Source organism: Streptacidiphilus pinicola (assembly GCF_003258295.1).
Classification (GTDB): Bacteria; Actinomycetota; Actinomycetes; order Streptomycetales; family Streptomycetaceae; genus Streptacidiphilus; species Streptacidiphilus pinicola.
This window is the reverse complement of sequence record NZ_QKYN01000153.1, coordinates 1-26,154: the sequence shown is the minus strand read 5'-3', so window position 1 is coordinate 26,154 and position 26,154 is coordinate 1. Positions and strand designations below refer to the sequence as shown.

Genomic DNA, 26,154 nt, shown 5'->3' with positions numbered 1-26,154 from the left:
CCGGGAGACCCTGCGCGAGCGGGCCGCGCACCTCGGCAGCGACGGGCCGTTCGCGCGGCAGGGCGGCGGCGGGCTCGGGGGGGGGCGCGGGGGGCGGCTGACGCGGGTGCCGGTCGGCGGCACCTTCCGCTGGGTCTTCGCGGTCGCACTCGCCGTAGACGGCGGGCGTGGACAGGCCGCCGTCGGCGACCGCGAAGACCCAGTGGAAGGTGCCGCCGACCGGCACCGGCGTCAGCCGCTCGCCGCGCCCCTCGCCGAGCGCGACGCCGCCCTGCAGTGAGAACGGCACGTCGCTGCCGAGGTCCGCGGCCAGCGCGAACAGTGTCTCGCGGTCCGTGCGGAGACCCCACAGCGCGTCGCAGGCCAGCAGCGCCGCCGCCGCGTCCGCGCTGCCGCCGGCCATGCCGCCGGCGACGGGGATGTCCTTGTCGATGTGCAACGCGACGTTCGCGTCGATGCCGTGGTGCGCGGCGAGCGCCCGCGCCGCACGGGCGGCGAGGTTGCTCTCGTCGGTCGGCACGACGTCGGCGTCACGACCCGAGACGGTCAGCGAGAGCCCCTGGGCGCGGCGCACGGTGACGGTGTCCCACAGGCCGACCGCGAAGAAGACCGTCGCCAGCGCGTGGAACCCGTCCGCGCGCCGGCCCCCGACCGCGAGCTGGACGTTGACCTTGGCCGGGACCCGGACGGCGACACCGTCGGACGTGGACCCGGACGCGGACGTGGCCGTCGACGCGGGCGTGGGCGTCGACGCGGGCGTCGGCTCGAGCACGGACTCGGACGCGTTCATCGGCGGGAGGCTCCTGGAGGCGCGGGCGAAGGGGCGAGGGACAGGGGTGAGAAGGGTCAGGACTGCGCTGCCGACCGGGGCGCCGTCGGGGACGCCGACGACGGCTTGTGCTCGGCGATCGCGGCGAACTGTTCCACCGTCAGCGCCTCGCCGCGCAGGCGGTGGTCGACGCCGGCGGCGCTGAGCGCCTCCTCCGCCGCGGCCGCGCCGCCGGCCCAGCCGGCCAGCGCCGCGCGCAGCGTCTTGCGACGCTGCGCGAAGGCCGCGTCGATCACGGCGAAGACGTCGACGCGCGCGGCGGTCGTCTTCAGCGGCTCGTCCCGGCGGATCAGCGAGACCAGACCGGAGTCGACGTTCGGCGCGGGCCAGAAGACGTTCCGGCCGATCGCCCCGGCGCGCTTGACCTGCGCGTACCACTGGGCCTTGACCGACGGCACGCCGTAAACCTTGTTGCCCGGCTGCGCGGCGAGCCGGTCGGCGACCTCGGACTGCACCATGACCAGCGTGCGCTCGATGCTCGGGAAGGTCTCCAGCATGTGCAGCAGCACCGGGACCGCCACGTTGTACGGCAGGTTCGCCACCAGCGCGGTCGGCGCGGGGCCGGGCAGCTCGGTGACGGTCATCGCGTCCGCGTGCACCAGCGCGAACCGGTCGGCCCTCTCGGGCATCCGGGCGGCGACGGTGGTCGGCAGGTGCTGCGCGAGCAGCGGGTCGATCTCGACGGCGGTGACCCGGTCGACCGCCTCCAGCAGCCCCAGTGTCAGCGAGCCGAGCCCCGGCCCGACCTCCACGACCACGTCGTCCGGCCGCACCTCGGCCGCCCGCACGATGCGGCGGACGGTGTTCGCGTCGATGACGAAGTTCTGCCCGCGCTGCTTGGTCGGCCGCACACCCAGCCGCCCGGCCAGCTCACGGACGTCGGCGGGGCCCAGCAGGGCGGACTCGCCCGTCGTCGGCGCGGAGGAGGACTCGGCGGAGCCGGCGGAATCGGGATCGGTGGTGCTCACCCGGCAAGGATACGGGGCCAGCTCCCGCGCAACGCGCCGCCATCTGCCTCAGCGCCGGGGCGAGGGTCGGCACCGGGGGCCAGCGTCAGCGCCGCGCGTGGAGACCGCAGCTGGGCCACGGGGAGATGCCGCGTTCGTGGAAGAGGGCGCGGGCGCGGTTGGTCTGCTCGCCGGCGGAGGCGTCCTGCGGGAGGCCGTGACCGCCGAGGCTGTGCCAGGTGCCGGCGTCGAACTGGTAGAGACCGCCGTAGCGACCGCTCGGGTCGGTGACGTGGGGGTTGCCGCCGGACTCGCAGCGGGCGAGGGCGGACCAGTCGATCTCGCCGGTCCCGAAGTGCACCAGCGGGGAGGCCGCGCGGTGACGGCCGCGGCTCGCGGCCCCCTCGGTGAGGTCCGGCGGCCGGACCTCCTCCGCCGCGCGCAGCCGCGGCTTGGCGTGCCGGGGCCGGGACGGCAGCTGCGGCGCCATGGGCCCGCCCGGCACGTGCGGCAGCACGAGCGACTCCACGGTGCGCGGCGCCGACGCCGGCACCGCGCCGTCGATCACGGCGGTCCCGTCGGCCGCCGTGGCCGGTCTGCTCGCGTCGGCGCCCGCGACAGTCCCGTCCGGCAGGACGTCGGCGGCCTCGGTGGCGTGGTCGCCATCGGTGGCATGGGACTCCTCGGCCACGAACGCGCCGGTGCCACCGACCAGCAGGGCCAGGATCAGCGCCTGCGGCAGGGCGCGCCTGGAGGCATCAGAAGAAACGTTCACTCGTGCTCCCACATGGCCGTTCGTCCACGCTCGGTCCCCTCGACCGCGGACTGTCCAACGACCTCCCCGGGCGACCGTCACGTCACCCTGAGGGTGGTTCCTCGACGCGGAGCCACCCCGGAGCCGGTGTCAGTAGTCGAACGCGCGCGCCGTGTTCGCCGCGACCGCGGCCGCGAGCTCGTCCTCCTCGACGCCCCTGACCTGCGCCATCGCGCGCAGCGTCACCGGGATCAGATACGGCGCGTTCGGCCGCCCGCGGAACGGCGCCGGTGTGAGGAACGGCGCGTCCGTCTCCACCAGGATGCGGTCCATCGGAGTGACGGCGAGCGCCGCCCGCAGGTGGTGGTTGGCCGGGAAGGTGACCGGCCCGGCGAAGGACAGGTAGTAACCGGCCTCCGCGCAGACCTTCGCCATCTCCTCGTCGCCCGAGTAGCAGTGGAAGACGGTGCGCTCCGGCGCGCCCTCCTCGGTGAGGATCCGCAGCACGTCCGCGTGCGCGTCCCGGTCGTGGATGACCAACGCCTTGCCGTGCTTCTTCGCCAGCGCGATGTGCCGCCGGAACGACTCCTGCTGGATCTCGACGCCTTCGGGACCGGTCCGGAAGTAGTCCAGGCCCGTCTCCCCCACGCCCCGCACCTGCGGCAGCGCGGCCAGCGCGTCGATCTCCGCGACGGCCGCGTCGAGCGCGGCCATCCCGCCGGGCCCGCGCTTCTGCCCGCTCCAGCCGTCCGGGTCGCCGAGAACGATCCGCGGCGCCTCGTTCGGATGCAGGGACACCGTGGCGTGGACGTTGTCGTACTTCGCCGCGATCTCCGCGGCCCAGCGCGACCCCAGGATGTCGCACCCGACCTGCACCACCGTCGTCACGCCGACGGACGCCGCCCTGGCGAGGATCTCCTCGGGCGTGGCGTCCTGCATGTCCAGGTGCGTGTGCGAGTCCGCGACCGTCACCCGCAGCGGCTCGGGCGCGGGCGGGGGCGTGTTGTCACCCTTGGAGCGGGCCACGATTCGAACCTTCCTCAACCATCGTCATCCAAAGGGGCGCGAGGAACTGCGCGACGAGCCACCCACCCACGAAGCAGGCCGAACGAGCAGGGCCATCTGCTCCGGGGGTACCTCCCAGCCGAAGGCCAGGGGGACCGTGGTTGCTCGCGCGGTTCCCCGCGCCCCTGGAACGTGCGACTACTTCTTCTCTTCCAGGCGCGGGAAGAGGATCTCGCCCTTGGTCACGGTGACGCCGGCAGGCAGCGTGCCCCACCGTGCCGCCTCGCCGATCCGCTGGTCGGCCAGCACGCCGAGCGCCGGCTCCGCGCCGAGGGAGTCCCACAGCAGGCCCGAGACCCGCGGCATGACCGCGTTCAGCAGAACCGCGACGCCGCGCAGCGACTCCGCCGCCGCGTAGAGGATCGTCGCCAGGCGGGCCTGGCCCTCCGGCGACTCGTCCTTGGCGACCTTCCACGGCTCCTGCTCGGTGAGGTAGCCGTTGACCTGCTTGACGAAGTCGAAGATCGCCGCGATGCCGCCCGCGAAGTCCAGCCTCTCGCCGATCTTCTCGTCGGACTCGGCGACGGCCTTGGCCAGGCCCTCGGCCAGCGCGGCCTCGGCCGGGCCGGACGCGGTCGCCTCCGGCAGCACGCCGCCGAAGTACTTGCCGACCATCGCGGCCACGCGCGAGGCGAGGTTGCCGAAGTCGTTGGCGAGCTCGGAGGTGTAGCGGGCGGAGAAGTCCTCCCATGAGAACGAGCCGTCGGTGCCGAACGGGATCGCACGCAGGAAGTAGTAGCGGTAGGCGTCTACGCCGAAGTGGGCGGTGAGGTCCTGCGGGGCGATGCCGGTCAGGTTGGACTTGGACATCTTCTCGCCGCCGACCATCAGCCAGCCGTTGGCGACGACGCGCTTGGGCAGCGGCAGGCCGTTGGCCATCAGCATGGCCGGCCAGATCACCGCGTGGAAGCGCAGGATGTCCTTGCCGACCAGGTGCACGTCGGCCGGGAAGGTCGACTCGAACTTCGCCTGGTCCGAGCCGTAGCCCACCGCCGTGGCGTAGTTGAGCAGCGCGTCGACCCAGACGTAGATGACGTGCTTGGGGTCCCAGGGGATCTGCACGCCCCAGTCGAACGTGGAGCGGGAGATCGAGAGGTCCTCCAGGCCCTGCTCGACGAAGCGGAGCACCTCGTTGCGCGCGGACTCCGGCTGGATGAAGCCGGGGTTGGCGGCGTAGAACTCCAGCAGCTTGGGGCCGTACTCGGAGAGCTTGAAGAAGTAGTTCTCCTCCTTCAGCATCTCCACCGGCTTCTTGTGGATGGCGCAGATCTTCGAACCCGCGAACTCACCCTCGCCGTCGAGCAGCTCGCCCGGGGCCTTGTACTCCTCGCAGCCCACGCAGTACGGGCCCTCGTAGCCGCCCTGGTAGATCTCGCCCTTGTCGTAGAGGTCCTGGACGAACTCCTGCACGCGGGCCGTGTGCCGGTCCTCGGTGGTGCGGATGAAGTCGTCGTTGGCGATCTCCAGGTGCTCCCAGAGGGGCTTCCAGGCCTCCTCGACGAGCTTGTCGCACCACTCCTGCGGCGAGACGCCGTTGGCCTCGGCGGTGCGCATGATCTTCTGGCCGTGCTCGTCCGTGCCGGTGAGGTACCACACCTGCTCGCCACGCTGGCGGTGCCAGCGGGTCAGCACGTCACCGGCGACGGTGGTGTACGCGTGACCGAGGTGCGGGCGGTCGTTGACGTAGTAGATCGGCGTCGAGACGTAGTAGCTCTTGCCGGGGTTCTGGACGGCGGTCATGCCGCAATGGTATCGGCCGCCGGATGTGGATCCGTCCGGGTGATCAGCCCTTGGTCAGCGGCCCGCCCGTCACCCGGAACGGCGACTCCACCAGTGACGCCGAGGCGGTCGCGGCGGCTGCGGCACGGCCTGCTCAGCCGCCTCCTGGTCCTCGGTCCAACGGTCGGCCATGTGCTCCGCCAGCAGGCGCGCCTCACGCGTGTCCGGGTCGTAGAAGCGACCGGCGTTCGCGTTGGCCACCCGCCCCGACGCCATGATCCGCACGTGCGGGCCGCCGCAGCCCGGGCAGGCCGGGTGCGTCAGCGGGGAGGCGACGGGGACCCCGTTGGCCTTGTACCGGTAGACCATCCGGCCGTTGTAGTCGACGACGTGCTCGATCTCGTACGCCTGTTCCCAGACGAATCCGCAGTTCAGGCACGCGAAGGAGTAGGCCTCGTGGGCCGGCTCCAGCTTGTTCTGCCGGCGGGTGGGCGCGGAGGTTTCGCTCATGACGTGCTCCCAGTGCCCGGCGGGCGTCCGCCCGGAGCGGGACTTTCTCGTCCCCATGTTTTCCCCGCGGCGCGGGTGATCCGCGCGACCGGGGGCTTTCTTTGGGGAGAGTTGGCTGTTCTTGGCGTTCCCGAGACCTCACGTGGGGATTGCGAGGGCGCTTCTTTGTCCGCTATTTGCCTGTCCCGACACCGTACGCCCCATTCGGAGCAAAAGGTAAGCGCAGGTCGGAATGGTGACCGGAACGGCGTCGGACCGGGTTCAGGACGCCGATTTCGCGGCCACGACCGCGTCGAAGACCTCACGCTTGGGCAGCCCCGCCTCGACGGCGACGGCGGCGATCGCCTCCTTGCGGTGCTCCCCCGCGTCCACACGCAGCGCGACGCGCCGGGCCAGCTCGGCGGCGTCCACGGCGGCCGGCGCGGCGGCGGGCGCGCCTTCGACCACGACGGTGATCTCGCCGCGCACCCCGTCCGCGGCCCAGGCGGCGAGGTCGCCCAGCGCCCCGCGCTTGACCTCCTCGTACGTCTTGGTCAGCTCCCGGCAGACGGCGGCGGCGCGCTCGGCGCCGAAGGCCTCGGCCATCGCCTTCAGGGACTCCTCGATCCGGTGCGGCGACTCGAAGAACACCATGGTCCGCGGCTCGGCGACGAGTTCCCGCAGCCGGGCGCCGCGCTCGCCGCCCTTGCGCGGCAAGAAGCCCTCGAAGCAGAAGCGGTCCACCGGCAGCCCGGACAGCGCGAGCGCGGTCAGCACGGCGGAGGGCCCCGGCACGGCGGTGATCCGCACACCCGCCTCGACGGCGGCGGCGACGAGCCGGTAGCCCGGGTCCGAGACGGAGGGCATCCCGGCGTCGGTCACCAGCAGCACGCGGGCCCCGCCGAGCAGGGCCTCGACCAACTCGGGGGTGCGGCCGACCTCGTTGCCCTCGAAGTACGACACGATCCGCCCGGTCGGCGCCACCTCCAGCGCCTGCGCGAGCCGCCGCAGGCGCCGCGTGTCCTCCGCGGCGACGACATCCGCCTCGGCCAGTTCCTTCGCCAGCCTCGGCGGCGCGTCCTCGACGTCACCGATGGGGGTTCCAGCCAGCACGAGTAGACCTGTCACCCCGCCATCCTCCCACCCGCGGGCGGGAGCCAAGGGCGCGGGGAACCGCGCGAGAACCAGTGACATGCGGACAGCCCTGCACGTTCGGTGCTCTATCGCCTCGGGTGGCTTGTCGCGCCCGCGCGGCCGAGCCGCAGATCGGCACAGCCCCGCGCCCCCGGAGGCGAAGATCCCGTGGATCCTCTGGTCTGGACAGCTTCGGCCCCTACGATGCTCGCGTGCATGAAGACAGGACGGACACGCTGACCGCCGCCACCGCACAGGGGACGACGCCGCCCTCGGCGTGGGCGCGCAGACTCGGACGGTACGGGTACCGGCCGAGTGAGCGCGTGTCGCTGCGGGCGCGGCTCGTGCCGCCGATGCCGGACGGGCCCGGCGTGGCGACCGGCGCGCCGTCGCCGGTGCTGGGGCGGCTCGGGCTGCAGGTCTCCGAGGGCCTGTGGCAGTTCGCCTGCCGCTGGGCTGGGTGGATCGGGCCGCTGGTCATCACCCTGTTCTCGGCCGTGCTGACGTTCTGGAAGCTCGGCACCCCGAACTCGATCATCTTCGACGAGACGTACTACGCCAAGGACTCCTGGTCCATCTGGCACTTCGGCTACGAGCGCAACTGGGCGGACGACGCCAACACGCTCATCATGCAGACGCCGCAGCACATCCCCACGCCCACCGGCGCGGAGTTCATCGCGCACCCGCCGGCCGGCAAGTGGGTGATCGGGATCGGCGAGGAGCTCTTCGGGCTGAACCCGTTCGGCTGGCGGTTCATGACCGCCCTGCTGGGCGTCCTCGCGGTGCTGATCGTCTGCCGGATCGGACGGCGGCTGTTCCGCTCGACGCTGCTCGGCTGCCTCGCGGGGCTGCTGCTCACCGTCGACGGCCTGCACTTCGTGATGAGCCGCACCGGGCTGCTCGACCAGATGGTGATGTTCTGGGCGCTGTGCGCCTTCGGCCTGCTGCTGATCGACCGCGACCGCAGCCGCGCCCGGCTCGCCGACCTGGTCGGCGCGACCGTCGACAACCCGGACGCGGCGCCGAACGACGCGCTGGCGACGGCCGCGCGCCTGGGCTGGCGGCCGTACCGGATCCTGGCCGGCGTCTGCCTGGGCCTGGACTGCGCCACCAAGTGGAACGGCCTGTGGTTCGTGGCGCTGTTCGGGATCATGACGGTGGTCTGGGACGCGACCGCCCGCAAGGCCGCGGGGGCGCGCCGGCCGTACCTGACGGCCGCCCTGCACGACGGGCCGTGGGCCGTGGTGTCGATGGTCGCCGTCGCGCTGCTGACCTACGTCGCCGCCTGGTCCGGCTGGCTGGCCACCTCCGGCGGCTACGACCGCAACTGGGCCGCCGGCCGCAAGGGCCTCTCTCCGGACTCCATCGGGCCGCTGCACAACCTGCCGCAGTTCGACATGACGTGGGTGCCGGCCTCGCTGCGCAGCCTGTGGCACTACCACTCGGAGATCTGGGACTTCAACACCAACCTGCACACCCCGCACACCTACATGTCCAACCCCTGGAGTTGGCTGGTCAACGCGCGGCCGGTGTCCTTCTACTACGAGTCGCCGACGTTCGGGAAGAGCGGCTGCACCGCCCAGCAGTGCTCGAGCGAGGTGCTCGCGATCGGCACGCCGCTGCTGTGGTGGACGGCGGTGTTCGCGCTGGTCTACTGCCTCTACCGGTGGTTCTTCCGCCGCGACTGGCGAGCGGGCGCCATCTGCGTCGGCATCGCCGCCGGCTACCTGCCCTGGTTCCAGTGGCAGCAGCGGACGATCTTCCTCTTCTACACGATCGACTTCGAGCCGTACCTCGCCCTCGCCGTGGCCCTCATGCTCGGCGCGATGCTCGGTCACGCGCGGGCCCGCGGCGACCGCCGGCTGCTCGGCGCGGTCGGGGCGGGCGTGCTGCTGCTCGCCATCATGGCGAATTTCCTCTATTTCCTACCGCTTTACGACGCCCAGGTCATTCCGGTCGACGACTGGCGCGCCCGAATGTGGTGGCCCACCTGGATCTGATGCGACGCCACCGATCCTGCGGAATCACATAACGGTTCGCGTAATTTCCTTACCCTCCGCGTGGACGCACACGTACGATCCGTGCGACCGAACAACGGGGGGCCGAATCGTGCACAAGGGAGCGAAGATCGCCGTCGCCGCGGTGGCGGCGGCGCTGGTGGCGGGCGGCGGCTACGCCGTCTTCAACGTCGGCGACACGATCCTCGGGGGGCCGAGCGCCCCGGCGACCTTCAACGCCTCGGACCTGTCGACGGCCCCGCCCAGCAGCGCCGCGGCGCTGAAGCAGGCGACCGCCTTCCTGCAGGCCTGGCAGGCCGGCCCGGACCACTACGCGGACGCGGGCAAGGACTCGGACTCGCCGCTGACCACGGCGGCCGCGCTGCAGAAGTACCACGACGGGCTGGGCCTGACCGGCGTCTCCTTCTCCGCGATCACCCCGGCCGGGGCGTCCGCGCAGGACGGCACGGCGGAACAGGTCAGCTTCCAGGTCACCGCGCAGGTCAAGGGCGGCACCTGGGCCTACAAGGACTCGCTGGCCGTGGTGCAGAGCACCAACGGCCAGACCGCGGTCCGCTGGGCCCCGACGGTCCTCTACCCGTCGCTGCAGGCGGGCCAGTCGCTGCAGGCCGGCCCGATCCCTGCGGACGCGTCGAGCGTCCAGGTGCTCGACGACAAGGGCAAGCCGCTGACGGCCTCGCAGTTCCCCTCGCTCGCCGACATCCTGAGCCAGCTGCGGACCAAGGGCGCCGGGCAGAGCACCGGCGCCTCGGGCAGCGGCGTCGCCGTCCTGGACGCGTCGGGTTCCGCCGTCGGCTCGGCCAAGGTGTTCACCGCCCCGACGCCGACCACGCTGAAGACCACGCTCGACGGAACGCTGCAGGCCGCCGCGGAGAACGCGGTGAAGGACAGTCACGCGGGCCGGCAGGCCGGGGTGGTGGCCATCGACCACCACACCGGGCAGATCCGGGCCGTCGCCTTCACAGGCAGCAGCGACCTCGCCATCAACGGCTACTCGCCGCCCGGCTCCACCATGAAGATCATCACCGCGGCAACCCTGATGGACCAGGCCGGTCTCGGGCCGAGCTCCTCCGCCTCCTGCCCGCCCACCATCCAGGTCAACGGGCAGTCCTTCCACAACGTCGACGGCGAGCAGGCTCCCGGGGCGGACATGCGCGGGGCCTTCGCCATGTCGTGCAACACCGCCTTCATCGGCCTGCTGGACAACGCCTGGGGCAAGAACAACCCGCCCCACCTCGACTCGCTCAGCCGGGAGGCGGCCGGCGTCTTCGGCATCGGCACCTGGCACATCGGCGTCTCCACCCAGGACCCGGCCGTCCCGGCCGCCGCCGACCGCAACCACCTCGCGGCGGACGCGATCGGCCAGGGCGACGTCGCCGTCAGCCCGCTGGTCATGGCCTCGGTCGGCGCGACCGTCGCGCACGGCGGCTTCCTGCAGCCGATCCTGGTCCCCGGCCTGCCGCAGCAGCCCGCCGCGCAGCAGATGAACCCGCAGACCGCCCAGCAGCTGCGGGCGATGATGACGTACACGGCGCAGAGCGGCACCGCCGCGCCGCGTACCTCCGGCATGTCCGGCGTCGGCGCGAAGACCGGCACCGCCGAGGTCCAGGGCGGCACGAACGGCTGGTTCGTCGCCTACGACAGCAACGTCTCCGTCGCCGCGGAGGTGGTCGGCGGCACCAAGGGCGTCGACTCGGCCGGCTACGTCGTCGCGGACATCCTGACCGCGGACCACTGACCCGCCGGGACGGGGGCGCCGGGACGGGGGCGCCGGCGCCCTAGCCGTAGACGGACTGGACGTTGTCCTTGGGGGCCGGGCGGTGGGTGGCGGCCGGGCCCTGGGCGAAGGCGTTCAGCAGGTTCTCCGTCACCTTGGTGACGAAGGCCGCCGTGCGGGCGTTCATGCCGTGGTCGCCGCCGTCGTCGTGACCGCCCGCCATCAGGCCCTCGACCCAGCGCATCGTCCCCGAGGCGAACACCCCGGCGCCGCTGCGCGCGGTGTAGTACGCCGTGTCGGAGTGGCTGTGGTTGCCGTTGCACACCAGCGGCGAGTGGGCCAGGATCTCGATCGGCCTGGGCGTCGGCGCGCCCGGGGTGACCCGGTCGTACTCGACGCCGACGAGGTGGTCGAAGGAGTCCCCGGCGTGCACGCCGGTGCCCTCGAAGAGCCAGTGGTCGGGGTTGTGCACGACGTAGGGCGCGTCGGTCGGATAGCCCTCGTACAGGACGCCCGTCATGGACGACTCCGGGTCGGCGGCCGGACCGGAGCGGAAGTCCGTGGTGGTGAGCGCGCGGTCCTGCATGTAGGCCGGGTCGTCGCGGTAGTCGGTCTTGTAGCAGACCACGGTGCGGCCGGCGTCCTCGACGCGGATCCGGCGGAAGCAGGTGTTGGCGCCGAGGAAGGCCACGTTGGTGCCCGCGTCCCGCGCCTTGGTGACGAACTGACGCTGCTGCGGCGTCCAGTACTCGTCATGGCCGAGCGAGAGCACCGCGGTGGCACCGCCGAGGATCGACGGATCGGTGTGCACGTCGATGCCGGTCGTGTACGCGAGCGGCAGGCCGAGGCGTTCCGCGAGCACCACCAGGGCCCGCTCGTAGACCAGGAACTTCTCCGCGCCCTCGTCCGCGTAGGGGCGGTCGAAGGAGACCTTCAGCGCCCGGCTGCCGTAACTGCCGTTCTCCCCCTGGTAGAGGCTGGTGCCGCCCCAGGTGTTGTACGCCTGCCAGGTGGCCGTGCCGTGCATGACCAGCAGCTTGCCGTGGGCGTCCGTGGACCGGAGGACCAGCGGCACCCAGCGCTGGCTGCCGTTCGCGGCGTCCAGCCGGAGCAGGTAGGCCCCCTCGGGCCAGGAGCTGGTGTCCAGGGCCAGCGACGGCTCCCAGTTCGCGTGGACCGTCCGGGTCGGCCCGACGGCGACGGGCGCGGCCTGCCGCTTGCCCGCGATCCGCCCCGAGCGCCACACCAGACGCGCCTGCCGGCCGTCGTACCAGCCGACCCGGTAGGCGGAGACGGTGAACCCCGGCGCGGTCGTCGACACGTGCAGGGCGACCGGCTCGCCCGGCCGCGCCGAGGCGCGGTCCGTGTAGCCCTCGATGTCCTGCTGCGCACCGAGTCTGGCGATCCGCCAGTCGGCTGCGCCCGGCTTGGCGTTCTCGGCGAGCGTCGCAGCCGACTGCACGCCCGTCGGCACGGGGCCGCCCGCCCGCGTGGGCCGCCCCGACGGCCCGGACGTGGCACGGGTGGCATCCGATCCGCAGCCCGCCAGCCCGGCGGCCCCGGCCACGGCCCCCGCGGCGGCCGCCGCACCCAGCACGCCGCGCCGCGTCAGCCCAGGCCGCCTGCCACCGCTCTTTCCCGCTCCCGCCTCCGTGCCGCCTTCCACCGCCTGCCCTCCTCCGCTCCTGCGCCGACGGTCAGCCTCGGTCGTCACCGAAAGACACTACGCGCACGGACCGACACAGCCACCCGAGAGCCCGAACCCCGACGGCCCGGAACGGCCATCAGACCTCTGACGCCCACGCGCCGTTACGCCGCCCCGGTCGCCGGACAGGCACCCCGGAACGGCGGGCACCCAGCGTCAGCCCGACACAGCCGACGATCGGTTCTGCCGCACGGCGGGCCCACGGCCTCAGCCCGATGCGCCCGGCCGGCGGCACGAGGCACGGTCCCCAGGCGACCGGCGGGCACCACCGGCACGGCACAACGCAGGCTCGCGCCCTCACACCCGTGCGATGGGCGGGCGGCGCGCGGCACGGCCCCGGCGCCCGCGAGGCACCGCCACTGCGGTTCGGCGCGAACCGGCCGACGGCCCAAGCCGGCGGGGTGCTCCGGCCCTCGGCGTGCGCGGGTGCACTCGGGGGACGAAGGTTGACGGGCGGGCCGGGCTACGACCTGGCGGCGGCGCCGGCCGTGCTCGGGGTGGGTGCCGTGGGGGCGACGCGGGCCGCGTTGGCGGCCGGGGCGGCAGCGCGGTCGTGGTCGTGGGTGTCGTGGTCGCGGTCGGTGTCGTCCGGGCGGCCGGTGGGGTGGTCCGCGTACTCCGGGGCGCGCGCGTGGACGGAGTCCACGGCGTCCGCGTCGTCCGTGCTGCTCGCGACCAGCACGGGCGGGCCCGTGGGCCGCTGCGTGCGCAGCGCGAGCCGGGGCCAGAGCACCAGCAGCACCGGCAGCTGGAGGTAGCCGAAACGCCCCGCCGGGGCCAGCAGGAAGGCCAGCGCGACGCCGAGCGCGAGCCGGTCGCACGCGGTCCGCGCGTCGCGAGGGGGCCGGACCAGCAGCCAGACGCAGACGGCCAGGCCGCTCAGCGCGAACAGCGCCAGCGAGGCCGTCCGGCCGGCCGGGCCCAGCTGGGCGAGGATATGGCCGGGCAGCGGGCTGCCCGCCGGGGTGCGCACCGTCGACAGGCCCAGTGGGAAGCGGACCACCTGCTCCAGCATGGCCTGCGGGAAGGCCACCGCGAACGGCACCACCAGCAGACCGCCGACCAGGCCCGTCCACAGCGTGCCGCGCAGCGCCGCCCGGCGTCCGCCGACCTGCAGGAGCAGCAGCAGCGCGACCGGCACGGCCGGCCACGCGGTCCACTTGAGCGCGCAGACCAGGCCCAGCACGACCCCGGCCCGCGCGGCGTTGCCGCGCCCGGCCAGCGCCAGGGCGAGGATGCACCCGCCGATCATCGGCAGGTCCACGCCGCTCACCGCCGCGGGCAGCGCGACCAGCGGCGAGGCGACGACGGCCGCGAACGGCACGGCCAGCGGCCCGCCCCGCAGGATCCGCCAGGCGAGCACCAGACAGACCAGGAACGCCAGCAGGAACCAGATCCGCGCGTCACCCAGGACCGCGGGAAGCACCAGGTGCGGGAAGCCGAAGAGCGTCATGCCCGGCAGGTAGGGCGTGTAGCCGGTCCAGTCGGCCGGGTGCGGCAGGTAGGGGCTGCCCGTGTGCACCAGCCGGACCGCCGACTGCTGCACCACGAAGACCTCGGACTGCGCCTGGCCGAGCACCAGCAGCAGCACCAGCGGCACCACGACCGCGCCGAGCAGCGCGAGCGCCACCGCCATCCGGATCGGCCGGGCCGCACCGGAACCCGCCGAGCTGGCCGCCCGTCCACGCGGCAGCAGCGCCGCACAGAGCGCGGCCAGCAGGTAGCCCGCGCCCGCCGACCACCCCCAGGCCCGCTGCGAGGCGAGGTTCGAGATCAGCGGGAACGCGAAGGCCCACCCCGCGCACACCAGCGCCCCGAGCACCCAGGGCGCGCGGCTGTAGCCGCCGGCCGCGCCGGCTCCTCGCAGCCCTGCCCCGAACTGCTGCACCCGCTGGCTCGGCAGCGGACGCGCGGCGGCTCGCCGGGTCTCCCCGGTCTCCCCGGAACGGGCATGAGTCGTCGTCACGCTGCCACATTAGGAACAGAGGACCCGGCCTGTCGTCACACCACAGGGTTGTTCACCCATCCTCCCCGGGTAGGGGGCTTTGACACGCCCGGACACGCTCGGTGACGACCGGTACGGTGTTCGCCGGACCGCCTCCGAACCGCCTCCCGCAAGCCTCAGAAAAGCCTCCCGGAGGCCACCCGAACGGCGGTGCACACCGGCCGGAAAGCTCACTCGCCGCCGGCGAGGCCGTGCTCGTAGGCGAAGACCACGGCCTGGGTGCGGTCCCGCAGTTCCAGCTTGGCCAGGATCCGCCCTACGTGCGTCTTGATGGTCTGCTCGGACAGCACCAGCTCGTCGGCGATCTCCGAGTTCGACAGCCCGCGCGCCACCTGTCGCAGCACGTCCAGCTCCCGCGCGGTCAGACTCGCCACCGCCTCCGGCCGCAGGTTCCCCGCCCGCCGACGCCGTGCCACGTCCGCGATGAGACGACGCGTCACCGACGGAGCCAGCAGCGCCTGGCCGGCCGCGATGACGCGGACCGCGTTGATGAGGTCGCGCGCGGGCGCGTCCTTCAGCAGGAAGCCGCTGGCGCCGCGCGCGAGCGCCTCGTACACGTATTCGTCGAGGTCGAAGGTGGTCAGGATGAGGACGCGCGGGCCCTGTTCGCCGCCCGCCGCCACGATCGCGCCGGTCGCGGTGAGCCCGTCCATCCCGGGCATCCGGACGTCCATGACGACCACGTCGGGCGCGAGCTCGCGGGCCAGCTGGACGGCCTTGACGCCGTCGCCCGCCTCGCCGACCAGCTCGATGTCGGGCGCACTGGACAGCAGCGCGCCGAGCCCGTCGCGGACCATCTCCTGGTCGTCCACCAGGAGCACGCGGATCGTCTCCTGCGCGTCCCGGGCATCGTGCGCCTCCCGCGCCTGGTGCGCGTGGTCCGCGTCGCCCGCCCAGGGCGTCCCGGCCCCTCCGGGCGCTCCGGGCACGACCCGCACGTCGAGCGCGTCCCACGCGCCCCGCGCTCCCGGGGACGCGGACTCCGCCGCTCCCGTGGGCTCCGCCGCGTGTGTCACCCTTCCCCCTGCCCGTCCGGCCGTGGCTGTCCGTTCACGTGCCCGTCGCCCGCCTTCCGTGCCCCGACGTGGCCGCCCAGGGCGTCCAGGCCGCCACCGCCGGGCAGGCCCGTCGCGGTGGGGCCGACGCCGGCCGGTCCGTCGCTTCCGTTGGTTCCGTCGGTTCCCTCGGGTTCGTCGAACCCGTTCGTGCTCGATTCTCCACGCCCGTCGCGGGTACGCACGCGCGGGCCGTCCATCGGCAGCCACGCCACCACCGAGAAGCCTCCGTCTTGGCGTCGTCCGGCCCGCAGCGTGCCGCCGAGCAGCGCGGCGCGCTCGCGCATGCCGGTGAGCCCGTGCCCGCCGTTGCCGCCGGGCGCCAGCGGCGCGCGACCGCCGGAGGCGCCGCCGTCGTCGATCACCTCGATCCGCACCCCGCCGGAGGACCTCTCCACCTCGATGGCGACGTGCGCGCCGGGCGCGTGCCGGCCGGCGTTGCTGAGGGCCTCCTGCACGATCCGGTACACCGACACGTCCACCACGGAGGGCACCCGGTCGGGGCCCCCGGTCAGCGTCAGATCCACCTGCATGCCCGCCCCGCGCGCTGCGCGCACCATGTCGGGGATCCCGTCGATACCGGGCTGCGGCGCCCGCTCCGGGCCCTCGTCCTCCTCGCGCAGCAGCCCGATGACGCGGCGCATCTCGGTCAGCGCGGTGGTGGAGGCCTCCCGGATCGCGGTGAAGGTGCGCCGGGTCTGCTCGGTCAGGCCCGGCTCCTTGTAGGGGGCGGCCTCGGCCTGGATCGCGATCATCGACATGTGGTGCGCGACGACGTCGTGCAGCTCGCGGGCGATCCGGCTGCGCTCCTCCAGCACCGCCTGCCGGGCCAGCCCGGCCCGGCGCTGCTGCTCGGCCTGCTCCAGGTGCCGCTCGGCCTCCAGCCGCGAGTGGATCGACTCGCCCAGCACCAGCACCAGCGTCACGGCCACCACCGAGACGCCCAGCACCACCGGCGGCAGGTCGACCAGCAGCACGGCCGGCAGCAGCACGGCTCCGGCCGTGAGCAGGTCGACGCCGATGGCGACGTCGCGCCCGTAGCGCTGCGCGGTGACGAAGACCAGCACCACGAAGGCGATGCAGGCACTCACCGGCCAGGGCCAGAACGGCGTCGGGGCGTGCCCGACCTCGGCGAAGGTGGCCAGCGTCAGCCCCAGCGCGCTGAGCCGCCAGGCGGCCAGCGGCCGCGAGACCACCAGCAGCAGCGGCAGCGCCTGCAGCGCGGCCAGCGCCCAGGCCAGGCTGCTCGGCACCAGCTCCACCAGCTGCTGGTCCGCGCTGGCGGCCAGCACCAACACGGCGACGAGCCCGACCACGCCCAGTGCCAGCCGTGGCGTCCGCCCGAGCCTCGGCGCGAAGGGCACATGCCGGTCCGGCGCCGCCCAGGCGGCATCCCAGAGCAGCCGCGCGAGTCGGCGGGCCCGCGCCGATGCGCGGCTCACAGCTTTTCGCAGTGCGCTCCCCATGACGGGGCCAGCGTAATCCGCTCACCGTGCGGCGACACCCGGGGACGGGCGGTTGTTCCGGCTTTCGCCGGTCGGATCCGTCCCGCGGCTCAGCGCCGCGGTCTCCGCACGGCCATTGACCCCTCGGCGGATTGGCCTATACCTTCCCCCTCATTGGTCTACGCCAATGTTCCGACCTCCCGTCTCGCCTCCCGTCGAGGAGAGTCCATGCCAGCGTTCCGCCGTGCGGCCGTTCGCCGTGCCGCCGTCGCCGCAGCGACGGCGGCCTGCGCCGCCGCGCTGATCGGCACCACCCCCGCCCACGCCACGGCCCCCGCCTTCGACGGCGGCGGCCAGGGCGGCCACCAGAAGCAACTGATCGGCTACTTCACCCAGTGGGGCATCTACTCCGGCTTCATGGAGAAGAACCTGATCAGCACCGGGGAGATCAGCCACCTCACCGAGCTCGACTACGCGTTCAGCAACATCTCCGCCGACGGCCTGTGCGCCAGCGGCGACAGCTGGGCCGACTACCAGCGCCCCTTCGCCGCCACCGAGTCCGTGAACGGGCAGGCCGACGCGGCCGGGCAGGCGCTGCTGGGCAACTTCAACCAGCTGCGCGAACTCAAGGCCGAGTACCCGCACCTCAAGATCGTGATGTCCATCGGTGGCTGGTCCTGGTCCGGACACTTCTCACAGGTCGCCGCGACCGCGGCGTCCCGGCAGAAGTTCGTCGCCTCCTGCGTCGACCAGTACCTCAAGGGCGACATCCCCGGCCTCCCGGCCGGAGCCGCCGCCGGGATCTTCGACGGCTTCGCGGTCGACTGGGAGTACCCGGGCCTGCCCGGCAACGGCAACCCCTACGGCCCCCAGGACACTCCGAACTTCACCGCGCTGATGCGGGAGTTCCGCCACCAGCTCGACGCCGCCGGCGACGCGAGCGGCGAGCGCTACCTGCTGACCGCCAACACCTCGGCCAGCCCCGCGGCCGCCGCCAAGCTGCAACTGCCGCAGCTGGCCCGGGTCGTGGACTGGTTCAACGTCATGACCTTTGACTACCACGGCAGTTGGGAAGCGGCAGGCCCGACCGACTTCTCCTCCGCGCTGCACCAGGACCCGCGCGACCCCAACCCAGCGGACAACCGGTTCAGCATCGACCAGGCCGTGGCCTACTACGAGCAGCACGGCGTGCGGCCCGACAAGATCGGCCTGGCCGTCCCCTACTACGCCCACACCTGGACCGGCGTCGCGCCCGGCCCGCGCGGCGACGGCCTCTTCCAGCCGGCCACGGCGGGCGGCGGCACGCCGAACTACAACCAGGTCGTCAACGCCCCCGGGCAGACCTACTGGGACCCGATCGCCAAGGAGCCATACACGTACGACCCGGCCACCGGCACCTTCTCCACCTACGACAACCCGTTGTCGCTCTGGTACAAGGGCCAGTACATCCGGCAGCAGGGACTGCGCGGCACCTTCGTGTGGTCGATGGACGGCGACACCGCCGACGGCAGCCTGACCGCCGCGCTCGGCGCCGCCCTCGGCACCGACCACCAGGACGGCTGATCGCTCTCCTGTGCCCTCACTGTCGTGCGCGGCGCGGATCGGCCTCGGGCCGATCCGCGCCGCGCACGCGTGTGTGCCTGACGCCGTGGCCGCCTCACTCCCCCAGGGCGCCGGCGACTTCCGCGCGGGTGGGGAGGGAGGGCTGCGCGCCGGGGAGCGTCGTGCTGAGCGCCGCGGCGACGTTGGCACGGCGGACGGCCTCGTGGAGGCCGAGGCCCTCGACCAGACCGCAGGCCAGCGCGCCGCAGAAGGCGTCGCCCGCGGCGGTGGTGTCGAGCGGGGTGACGGGATGCGGCGGGACGAAGGCGACCGCGCCGTCCTCACAGAGCAGCGCGCCGTCCGCGCCGAGGGTGACGACGACGGCCGTCGGCCCGAGCAGCTGACGCGCCGCGTCCGCGACGGCGTGCAGGTCCGGGAGGGGGCGGCCGACGAGGCTCGCGAGCTCCTCCCGGTTGGGGACCAGGATGTCGACCATGTGCAGCAGGTCGAGGGTGAGCTCTCGGGCGGGCGCAGGGTTGAGCAGAACCGTTCCGCCGGCCAGGCGGGCCGCCGCGGCGACGGTCTCCGGCGGGATCTCGTGCTGCAGCAGCGTGACCGCCGCGTCGCGGAGCAGCGCTCCCTCAGAAGCGCAGTGCTCCGGGGAGAGAGCGGTGTTCGCGCCGGGGCTCACGATGATCGAGTTCTCGCCCGAGGTGTGGTCGACAGCGATCAGCGCCCGGCCCGTCGGGAGCCCGTCCACCGGCAGCACCCGGGTGGTGTCCACCCCCTCCAGATCCAGCACCCGCCGCAGCCGCGCACCCGCGTCGTCCGCGCCGACACGGCCCAGCATCGCCACCGAGACCCCCAGCCGGGCCGCGGCTACGGCCTGGTTGGCACCCTTGCCGCCGGGATGCTCGACCAGGTCCCCGCCCAGCACGGTCTCCCCCGGCCGCGGGTGCCTGGGCACCGGCACGACCAGGTCGAGGTTGATGCTTCCGACGACTGCGATCTTCGGCATGCAGCCACCCTAGGCCCTGACTCAGCCCGACAGCACGGCCTGCATGACCGCCCTGGCGATCGGCGCCGCCAGGCCGCCACCGCTGATGTCGGCGCGGTTGGCGTCACTGTCCTCGATCACGACCGCCACCGCGACCGGCGCGGCCGCCGATGCGCTCGGCTTGGCGTAGGAGATGAACCAGGCGTACGGCGTCCCGCTGTTGCCGACCCCGTTCTGCGCCGTCCCGGTCTTGCCGCCGACGACGGCGCCGGGGATCTGCGCGTTGGTGCCGGTGCCGTTCTGGACCACGTTCACCATGGCCTGCTGGATCTCCCCCGCCACGGACGCGGAGACGGGCTGACCGAACCTCCGGTCCCCGAAGGTCTGCACCGTGGCGCCGTCGCCGCGGGTCACCTTGTCCAGCAGCCGGGGCCGCATCAGTGTCCCGTTGTTCGCCACGGCCGCCGCGACCTCCGCCATCTGCAGCGGCGTCGCGGCCGTGTCGTACTGCCCGATGGAGGAGAGCGCGAGAAAGGCCTGGCTGGTCAGCCCGGTGTCGAAGTTGCTCCGGGCCACCCCGACCGGGATCGTCTGCTGGGACTGGTTGAAGCCGAACGCCTCGGCCGTCCTCACCATGTTCTGCTCGCCGACGTCCACGCCCGCCTTGCCGAAGACGGTGTTGCAGGAGACCTGCAGCGCGTAGTCGAGCGTCGCGTTCGTACAGGCGTCGCTCGCCGACTCGTTGGTGAGCGCGTGGTCGGTGTCCTTCGGGGTGTAGGGGTTCGGCGAGTCCGTCGGCACGTCGATACCGCTGTAGAGCCCGGACTGCAGCGCCGCCGCGAGCGTGACGACCTTGAAGGTCGAGCCCGGCGGATAGGTCTGCCGGAGCGCTCGGTTGAGCATCGGCTGGGTGGAGTCGGCGGTGAGCCGGGTCCAGCCCGTCACCGTGGCCGGCCCTGTGCCGGTGATGCCATTGGGGTCGTAGGACGGCGTGCTGGCCAGCGCCAGGATCCGCCCGGTCGCCGGCTCGATCGCGGCCACCGCGCCACGCTTGCCGCCGAGGCCGTTGAAGGCGGCCTGCTGCGCCTTCGGGTTGATGGTCGTCCAGACGTTCCCGCCGGGCACCGTGGCGCGCGAGATCGCGTCCCAGACCGCGTTCGTCGACAGCCTGCTGTCCTGACCGGTGAGGATCTGGTCCTCGACGCCTTCGAGCAGGGTGTTGCCGTACGTCTGCGAGGAGAAGCCGGTGACCGGCGCGTACAGCGGTCCGGCCGTGTAGGTCCGCTGGTAGTCGAGCGGGCCACCGCTCTGCCGGGAGCCGGTGACGGGCTTGCCCGCCACCAGGATGTTCCCGCGCGGTTGGCTGTAACGGGCGATGACGTCGCGTCGGTTCGCGGCGTTGTCGTCGAGCGACTTGGCCTGGAAGACCTGCAGCCGGGTCGCGTTGGCCAGCAGGAGCAGGATCAGCACGAGACAGAACAGGCCGGCGCGACGCCCGGTGCGGCTCAGCGACAGCCTCGCGGCGCCGGCCGGCGGGGCGGGGCGCGGCGCCCGGGGCTTCCGGCTGCGCTTCATACGGTGGGCACCCCCTCGGTCTCCTCGTCGTCCGGATCGGGTTCGGCTGCCGCCGAGGCCGCGTTGGGCTCCGGCGGCGGGGTGAGCAGCTGCGGGACCGGCGGACGCGGGCGGCGCGCGGCGTCGCTCAGCTTCACCAGCAGCGCGATCAGGATCCAGTTGGTCACCAGCGACGAACCGCCCTGGGCCAGGAACGGCATGGTCATCCCGGTCAGCGGGATGAGGTCGGTCACACCGCCCGCCACGACGAAGACCTGCAGCGCGAGCAGCGAGGCCAGTCCGATCGCGAGCAGCCGCCCGAACGGGTCGTGCAGCTCGCGGCCGGTCCGGAAGCCGCGGACCACCACGATCGCGTAGAGGAGGAAGAGCGCGGCGAGGCCGACCAGCCCGGTCTCCTCGCCGAAGGTGGCCAGGATCCAGTCCGACTTCATCGCGAAGCCGATCAGGTAGGAGTGGCCGAGGCCCAGGCCGGTACCGAGCAGGCCGCCCGCGGCGAAGGCGAACATCGACTGCGCGAGCTGACTCGGTCCCAGCCCGAGCCGGATGGTCCGCATCGGGTCGAGCCAGTCGACGAAGCGGACGTGGACGTGCGGCTCCCACAGCGCGACCGGGACGACCGCCACGCCGACCAGCACCAGCCCGACCGCGATCCAGCCGATCCGGCCGGTGGCCACGTAGAGCATGACGACGAAGAGGCCGAAGAAGATCAGCAGCGTGCCGAGGTCCTGCTCCAGGAACAGGATCGCGGCACTGACCAGCCAGATCAGCACGATCGGGCCGAGGTTGCGCCCGCGTGGCAGCTCCAGCCGCCAGATCCGGCGCCCGGTGAGGGCGAGGGCATCGCGGTGCTGGGCCAGATAGGAGGCGAAGAAGATCGCCAACGCGATCTTTGCGATCTCCCCCGGCTGGAAGGAGAGCGGCCCGATCTTGATCCAGATCTTGGCGCCGTAGACCGCCGGCAGGAAGATCGGCACGATCATCAGAAGCAGGGTGACCAGCGCCAGCACGTAGGCGTAGCGCTGCAACACCCGGTAGTCCCGCAGCAGCACCACGACGGCGAGGAAGAGCGCCACGCCGATGGTCGACCAGAGCAGCTGGGTCGGCGCGGTGCTGTCGTTGGGCGTGGACCGGTCCAGCCGGTAGATCACCACCAGCCCGAGGCCGTTGAGCAGGACCGCGATCGGCAGCAGCAGCGGGTCCGCGTAGCGGGCGCGGCGTCGCACGGCCAGATGCGCGAGCAGCGCCAGCGCGCCGAGGCCGAGGCCGTACCGCAGCGCGTCCGACGGGGCCTTCCCGTCGATGTCGGCGCCCACGTCGACGTACCCGTACGCGGCGATCGCGACGGCCAGGACCACCAGCAGCAGCTCGACCCAGCGCCGGCCACCACGGGTTCGGCGGCCGGGGTCGGCGCGTTGCCGCTCCCCCGGGATCGCCGGAGCGCGCCCCAGGGACGCGCGCTCCGGGACCGGCCGGGGTCAGGCGGCGTGGGCGGCACCCGCGCGCACGGTGGCGACCGCCTCGCGGAGGTGCTCCTCGTCCGCCGTGCTCAGCGAGGTCTGGATGAGCTGGCCGCCGAAGGGGGCGAGCTCCGGCAGCACCTTCTCCGTGACCGCGTCGCCGACCAGCGTGATCAGCGCGGCGGCGCCCGGTGTCAGACCGTTGCCGAGCTTGCGCATGAAGTCGTCGTCGACGCCGAAGTCCTGGGCGGCGCCGACCGCCGCGCCGGTGGCGCCGCCGATCGCCATGCCGAGGAACGGCATGAAGAAGAGGAGTCCGATCAGGCCTCCCCACAGCGCTCCGCCGGCCGCGCCCGCACCGACGGTGTTCACGGCCTGGTGCAGCTTCACCTTGCCGTCCGCCCGGCGCTCGACGACTACGGCGTCCTCGACCGTGATCAGCTTCTGCTTCTGCAGGTCGACGAGCTTGGCCCGGACCTGCTCGGCGGTGGCCACGTCCGGGTAGGCGACGGCGATGAGGTTGCTCATGGGATTCCCTTCGAGTCTCTTCGAAAGACGCTTCGAGACGTCGGTCATTCGGGAATCTACCGAGCTACTCCGGATTTGTCCGATTTGTTCTCCGCGTGTCGGGGCCGCTGCGCCGACACCCCCGACTGCCGCTGCGGCAGGCCCGGAGCCTCCGCGCGGCCACCGGCGAGCTGGGCGTGCCCATCGCCCTTCAGAGTGAAGCCGATCTCCGCGCCGCCGCCGACCCGGTTGCGCGCGAAGACCTCCCCGCCGTGCTCCTCGGCGACCTCGCGCACGATCGACAGCCCCAGCCCCGATCCGGGCAGGCTGCGCGCGGCCGTGGCCCGGTAGAAGCGGTCGAAGATCCGGTCCAGGTCCTCCGGCTGGAGCCCCGGGCCGCGGTCCAGCACCGTGATCCGGTCCGCCCGGACCAGCACCCTGATCTCCGCCGGTCCGCTGGAGAACTTCGCGGCGTTCTCCACCAGGTTGGTCAGCGCGCGCTGCAGCGCCTGCGGCCGCACCGTCGCCACCACCGGATCCGCCTGCACCACGATCTCGCGCCCGGTCCGGCGCCGGGTCAGGTCCGCCACCCGCTCGGCCAGCTCGTCGAGCTCGGTCTGGGTCGCCTCCTCGGTGCTGCGCCGGTCGTTCGCCAGCTCGACCAGCTCGTTGACCAGGACCGTCAGCTCCCGCGTCTCGGTCTCCAGATCGTCCAGCAGCGCGCCGCGCGAGGACGGGGAGAGCCGGTCCATCCGCCGCAGCGCGGCGATGTTGGTGCGCAGCGAGGTCAGCGGCGTGCGGAGCTCGTGGCCGGCGTCCTGGACCAGTCGGCGCTGGTCCTCCTTGGACCGGGCGAGCCGGCCGAGCATGTCGTCGAAGGCGCGCGCCAGCCGGCCGATCTCGTCCCGGCCGCGCTGCGGCACGTCCAGCGTCAACTCCCCGGTCGCCGCGACCTGCTCGGCCGTGGCGGTCAGCCGGACCAGCCGCCGGGTGATCCGCCCGGCGATCCACCAGCCCGCCGCACCCGCCATCACCATGACGGCTCCGGCGGTCAGCGCGATCCGCACCATCAGCGAACCGAGCAGGTCGTCGGTGGCGCTCAGCCGCTCCGACAGCATCACCGCGCCGCGCCCGCCGCCCAGGGAGACGGTCACCACGCGGTAGCGGTCGCCGCCGGTGTCCACGTTGACGTTGTCCGTCTTGCCGGCCGTCCCGCTGCGCGCCAGCCGGGCGTCCGCCGCGGTCGTCGGCAGCGGGTCCATCTGCGGGTTCTGCTTGTCCGCGTACTGCAGCACCCTGCCGTCCGGGCCGAGGACCTGCACCCCGATGTCGCCGGAGTGCGTCAGCTGGTCGACCAGGTGGTCCTGGCTCTCCGGGGTGGAGAGGAAGTCGCGGGCGTTCAGGTCCTGCGACTGCGCGTCGCCGACCAGGGTGCTGAGCGAGTTCTGGAAGTCCTTGGCCCGGTCCTGCCGGATCAGCGACGCCGCCGAGGTGTAGCCGAGGCCGCCCACGAGCACGGTGACGAGGGCCGCGAGCCCCGCGAAGGCGATCGCGAACCGCAGCCTCAGACCTATGTTGGCCCGGAGCCGACTCACGGCTCACGCAGCGTGTATCCCACGCCCCGGACGGTGTGGATGAGCGGCGTACGACCCGGCGTGTCCAGCTTGCGGCGCAGGTAACCGATGTAGACGGCCAGGTTCTTCGACCCCGGCCCGAAGTCGTAGCCCCAGATCCGGTCGTAGACGGTGCTGTGGTCCAGCACGATCCCCGCGTTGCGGGCCAGCAGCTCCAGCAGGTCGTACTCGGTGCGGGAGAGCTGGATCTCCTCCCCGCCGCGCCACACCCGGCGGGCGGTCGAATCGATGCGCAGGTCGTCGACCTCGATCAGGTCGTGCCCCGCCGTGACGGACTCGGCCTCGACCGGGTCCGCCGAGACGGCCGGCACCGCGGCGCGCCGCAGCAGCGCGCGGAGCCGCGCCAGCAGTTCCTCGGCCTCGAAGGGCTTGAGCATGTAGTCGTCCGCGCCGGCGTCCAGCCCGGCCACGCGGTCGGAGGTGTCCACCCGCGCGGTCAGCATCAGGATCGGCACGTTGTCGCCCTCGGCACGCAGCACCCGGCAGACGGCGAGCCCGTCGATCCCGGGCATCATCACGTCCAGGACCAGCACGTCCGGTCGTTGCTTGTGGACGGAGGCGAGCGCCTCGATTCCGTCGGACACCGGAGTCACCTGGTAACCCTCCAGGGTCAGCAGGCGGTCCAGCGAATCACGGATGGCACGATCGTCCTCGGCCAGCAGCACAGTCGGCGTCACGACAACGATTCTCCATGACGACATGAGGAACCGGTAAGAGACCATCTGCCGTGCGCCCCGGACAGCTCCCAGCCTGGGGAATTCCGCGTGGCGCCGGACGCCCGGCGATAGGGTCCGGGCTGACCGGCCGGAAGCCCGCTCCCGGACCGACCGTCCCGAAAGGCGTGTGCACCCGTGACCGTCAGCGAAGCCGCGATCCCGTTCGAACCGCTCGACCCGCCCGGCCCCGTCGTCGACACGGCCTGGCTGGCCCGGCACCTCGGGACACCGGGCCTGCTCGTGCTCGACGCCAGCGTCTCGACGCACCGCCGCGAGGTCGCGGCGATATCCGGCGCCCGCGTCTTCGACCTCGACGGACCGCTCTCCGACCAGGACAGCCCGCTCCCGCACACCATGCCCGGTGCCGAGCAGTTCCAGCGCGAGCTGCGCGCGCTCGGCCTGGCCGACGGCGGCACGGTGGTCTGCTACGACAACGCCGGCCTCTACTCGGCGGCGCGCGCCTGGTGGATGCTGCGGGCCATGGGCTTCGACCGCGTCGCGGTCCTCGACGGCGGCCTTCCGGCCTGGGTGGCGGCGGGCCTCCCCCAGCAGGAGACCGCCCCCGCCCCGGCCGGAAGGCCGCCGTCGAGGACCGCGACGCGGTCGAAGCCCATGGCCCGCAGCATCCACCAGGCGCGCGCCGCCGAGTAGAGGCCGGCGTTGTCGTAGCAGACCACCGTGCCGCCGTCGGCCAGGCCGAGCGCGCGCAGCTCGCTCTGGAACTGCTCGGCACCGGGCATGGTGTGCGGGAGCGGGCTGTCCTGGTCGGAGAGCGGTCCGTCGAGTTCGAAGACGCGGGCGCCGGGTCACGCCGCGACCTCCCAGCGGCGCTCCCAGTCGCCGG

21 protein-coding genes and 1 pseudogene are annotated in these 26,154 nt (G+C 73.1%); 4 read left to right on the top strand and 18 right to left on the bottom strand.

From position 1 onward, the window contains the following. From DN069_RS32235 to rsmI, 7 genes are all read right to left on the bottom strand, one after another. The coding region (locus DN069_RS32235; RefSeq protein ID WP_111506782.1) for a 4-(cytidine 5'-diphospho)-2-C-methyl-D-erythritol kinase at positions 1–790 on the bottom strand (790 nt) is incomplete at its 3' end. A 56-nt stretch (positions 791–846) separates the two neighbouring features. Further along, positions 847–1,725 (bottom strand): 16S rRNA (adenine(1518)-N(6)/adenine(1519)-N(6))-dimethyltransferase RsmA, encoded by an 879-nt coding sequence (gene rsmA, locus DN069_RS32230; RefSeq protein ID WP_243640032.1) that lies wholly within the window; start codon positions 1,723–1,725, stop codon positions 847–849. Positions 1,726–1,882: 157 nt separating this feature from the next. Then, positions 1,883–2,551 carry a transglycosylase family protein gene (locus DN069_RS42995; protein WP_424556352.1) on the bottom strand — a complete coding sequence of 223 codons (669 nt, stop codon included), beginning with the start codon at positions 2,549–2,551 and terminating at the stop codon, positions 1,883–1,885. 129 nt (positions 2,552–2,680) lie between these two features. Next, positions 2,681–3,556 carry a TatD family hydrolase gene (locus DN069_RS32220; RefSeq protein WP_111506780.1) on the bottom strand — a complete coding sequence of 292 codons (876 nt, stop codon included), beginning with the start codon at positions 3,554–3,556 and terminating at the stop codon, positions 2,681–2,683. Between the two features lie 177 nt (positions 3,557–3,733). Next, positions 3,734–5,335 carry a methionine--tRNA ligase gene (gene metG, locus DN069_RS32215; protein WP_111506779.1) on the bottom strand — a complete coding sequence of 534 codons (1,602 nt, stop codon included), beginning with the start codon at positions 5,333–5,335 and terminating at the stop codon, positions 3,734–3,736. 69 nt (positions 5,336–5,404) lie between these two features. Then, on the bottom strand, positions 5,405–5,824 hold the full coding sequence (locus tag DN069_RS32210) for a hypothetical protein (RefSeq protein ID WP_111506778.1): 420 nt from the start codon (positions 5,822–5,824) through the stop codon (positions 5,405–5,407). A 261-nt stretch (positions 5,825–6,085) separates the two neighbouring features. Continuing rightward, complete coding sequence (gene rsmI / locus DN069_RS32205; protein WP_111506777.1) at positions 6,086–6,931, bottom strand: 16S rRNA (cytidine(1402)-2'-O)-methyltransferase; 846 nt, start codon at positions 6,929–6,931, stop codon at positions 6,086–6,088. Between the two features lie 218 nt (positions 6,932–7,149). Between rsmI and DN069_RS32200 the strand changes: the two genes are divergently transcribed. Then, positions 7,150–8,937, top strand: coding sequence for a dolichyl-phosphate-mannose--protein mannosyltransferase (locus tag DN069_RS32200; RefSeq protein ID WP_243640028.1), 1,788 nt, complete (start codon positions 7,150–7,152; stop codon positions 8,935–8,937). A 109-nt stretch (positions 8,938–9,046) separates the two neighbouring features. Beyond that, positions 9,047–10,693, top strand: a complete 1,647-nt coding sequence (locus DN069_RS32195) for a penicillin-binding transpeptidase domain-containing protein (RefSeq protein ID WP_111506776.1) — start codon at positions 9,047–9,049, stop codon at positions 10,691–10,693. 40 nt (positions 10,694–10,733) lie between these two features. Here DN069_RS32195 and DN069_RS32190 read toward each other — a convergent pair whose 3' ends face one another. The 4 genes from DN069_RS32190 to DN069_RS32175 form a co-directional block, all read right to left on the bottom strand. Beyond that, positions 10,734–12,338: a N,N-dimethylformamidase beta subunit family domain-containing protein gene (locus DN069_RS32190; RefSeq protein ID WP_243640027.1), complete on the bottom strand. Its 1,605-nt coding sequence runs from the start codon at positions 12,336–12,338 to the stop codon at positions 10,734–10,736. Positions 12,339–12,840: 502 nt separating this feature from the next. Continuing rightward, positions 12,841–14,343: a glycosyltransferase 87 family protein gene (locus DN069_RS32185; RefSeq protein WP_133260110.1), complete on the bottom strand. Its 1,503-nt coding sequence runs from the start codon at positions 14,341–14,343 to the stop codon at positions 12,841–12,843. 209 nt (positions 14,344–14,552) lie between these two features. Beyond that, a complete protein-coding gene (locus tag DN069_RS32180; RefSeq protein ID WP_279387941.1) occupies positions 14,553–15,209 on the bottom strand; it encodes a response regulator in 657 nt (218 codons plus the stop codon). A 185-nt stretch (positions 15,210–15,394) separates the two neighbouring features. Beyond that, entirely contained in the window at positions 15,395–16,879 is a 1,485-nt protein-coding gene (locus tag DN069_RS32175; protein WP_133260109.1) for a sensor histidine kinase, read from the bottom strand. Positions 16,880–17,110: 231 nt separating this feature from the next. Between DN069_RS32175 and DN069_RS32170 the strand changes: the two genes are divergently transcribed. Continuing rightward, the gene (locus tag DN069_RS32170) at positions 17,111–18,445 is read left to right on the top strand and encodes a glycoside hydrolase family 18 protein (protein ID WP_111506773.1); all 1,335 of its coding nucleotides are present in this window, start codon (positions 17,111–17,113) and stop codon (positions 18,443–18,445) included. 94 nt (positions 18,446–18,539) lie between these two features. Here the strand turns inward: DN069_RS32170 and rbsK are convergent, their stop codons facing one another. The 6 genes from rbsK to DN069_RS32140 form a co-directional block, all read right to left on the bottom strand. Beyond that, positions 18,540–19,442, bottom strand: a complete 903-nt coding sequence (gene rbsK / locus DN069_RS32165; protein ID WP_111506772.1) for a ribokinase — start codon at positions 19,440–19,442, stop codon at positions 18,540–18,542. 21 nt (positions 19,443–19,463) lie between these two features. Beyond that, positions 19,464–20,930: a penicillin-binding transpeptidase domain-containing protein gene (locus DN069_RS32160; RefSeq protein ID WP_111506783.1), complete on the bottom strand. Its 1,467-nt coding sequence runs from the start codon at positions 20,928–20,930 to the stop codon at positions 19,464–19,466. Between the two features lie 62 nt (positions 20,931–20,992). Beyond that, positions 20,993–22,426: an FtsW/RodA/SpoVE family cell cycle protein gene (locus DN069_RS32155; protein WP_111506771.1), complete on the bottom strand. Its 1,434-nt coding sequence runs from the start codon at positions 22,424–22,426 to the stop codon at positions 20,993–20,995. Between the two features lie 45 nt (positions 22,427–22,471). Beyond that, positions 22,472–22,981, bottom strand: a complete 510-nt coding sequence (locus DN069_RS32150; RefSeq protein ID WP_111506770.1) for a DUF1269 domain-containing protein — start codon at positions 22,979–22,981, stop codon at positions 22,472–22,474. Positions 22,982–23,037: 56 nt separating this feature from the next. Next, positions 23,038–24,555, bottom strand: coding sequence for a sensor histidine kinase (locus DN069_RS32145; protein ID WP_111506769.1), 1,518 nt, complete (start codon positions 24,553–24,555; stop codon positions 23,038–23,040). After that, on the bottom strand, positions 24,552–25,271 hold the full coding sequence (locus DN069_RS32140; protein ID WP_111506768.1) for a response regulator transcription factor: 720 nt from the start codon (positions 25,269–25,271) through the stop codon (positions 24,552–24,554). The genes DN069_RS32145 and DN069_RS32140 overlap by 4 nt, the downstream gene beginning before the upstream one ends. A gap of 174 nt (positions 25,272–25,445) precedes the next feature. Between DN069_RS32140 and DN069_RS32135 the strand changes: the two are divergent. Continuing rightward, a pseudogene (locus tag DN069_RS32135) lies at positions 25,446–25,832 on the top strand (rhodanese-like domain-containing protein); the annotation flags it as partial. Here DN069_RS32135 and DN069_RS42990 read toward each other — a convergent pair. Next, positions 25,754–26,050: a sulfurtransferase gene (locus DN069_RS42990; RefSeq protein ID WP_424556351.1), complete on the bottom strand. Its 297-nt coding sequence runs from the start codon at positions 26,048–26,050 to the stop codon at positions 25,754–25,756. The pseudogene DN069_RS32135 and the gene DN069_RS42990 sit on opposite strands and share 79 nt — an antisense overlap. Positions 26,051–26,154: the final 104 nt, after the last annotated feature.

What these genes read in the sequence shown, in the direction of transcription:
- DN069_RS32150 (WP_111506770.1), bottom strand. Translation starts at nt 22,981, where the DNA reads ATGAGCAACCTCATCGCCGTCGCCTACCCGGACGTGGCCACCGCCGAG.
- DN069_RS32170 (WP_111506773.1), top strand. Translation starts at nt 17,111, where the DNA reads ATGCCAGCGTTCCGCCGTGCGGCCGTTCGCCGTGCCGCCGTCGCCGCA.
- rbsK (WP_111506772.1), bottom strand. Translation starts at nt 19,442, where the DNA reads ATGCCGAAGATCGCAGTCGTCGGAAGCATCAACCTCGACCTGGTCGTG.
- DN069_RS32210 (WP_111506778.1), bottom strand. Translation starts at nt 5,824, where the DNA reads ATGAGCGAAACCTCCGCGCCCACCCGCCGGCAGAACAAGCTGGAGCCG.
- DN069_RS42990 (WP_424556351.1), bottom strand. Translation starts at nt 26,050, where the DNA reads ATGCCCGGTGCCGAGCAGTTCCAGAGCGAGCTGCGCGCGCTCGGCCTG.
- metG (WP_111506779.1), bottom strand. Translation starts at nt 5,335, where the DNA reads ATGACCGCCGTCCAGAACCCCGGCAAGAGCTACTACGTCTCGACGCCG.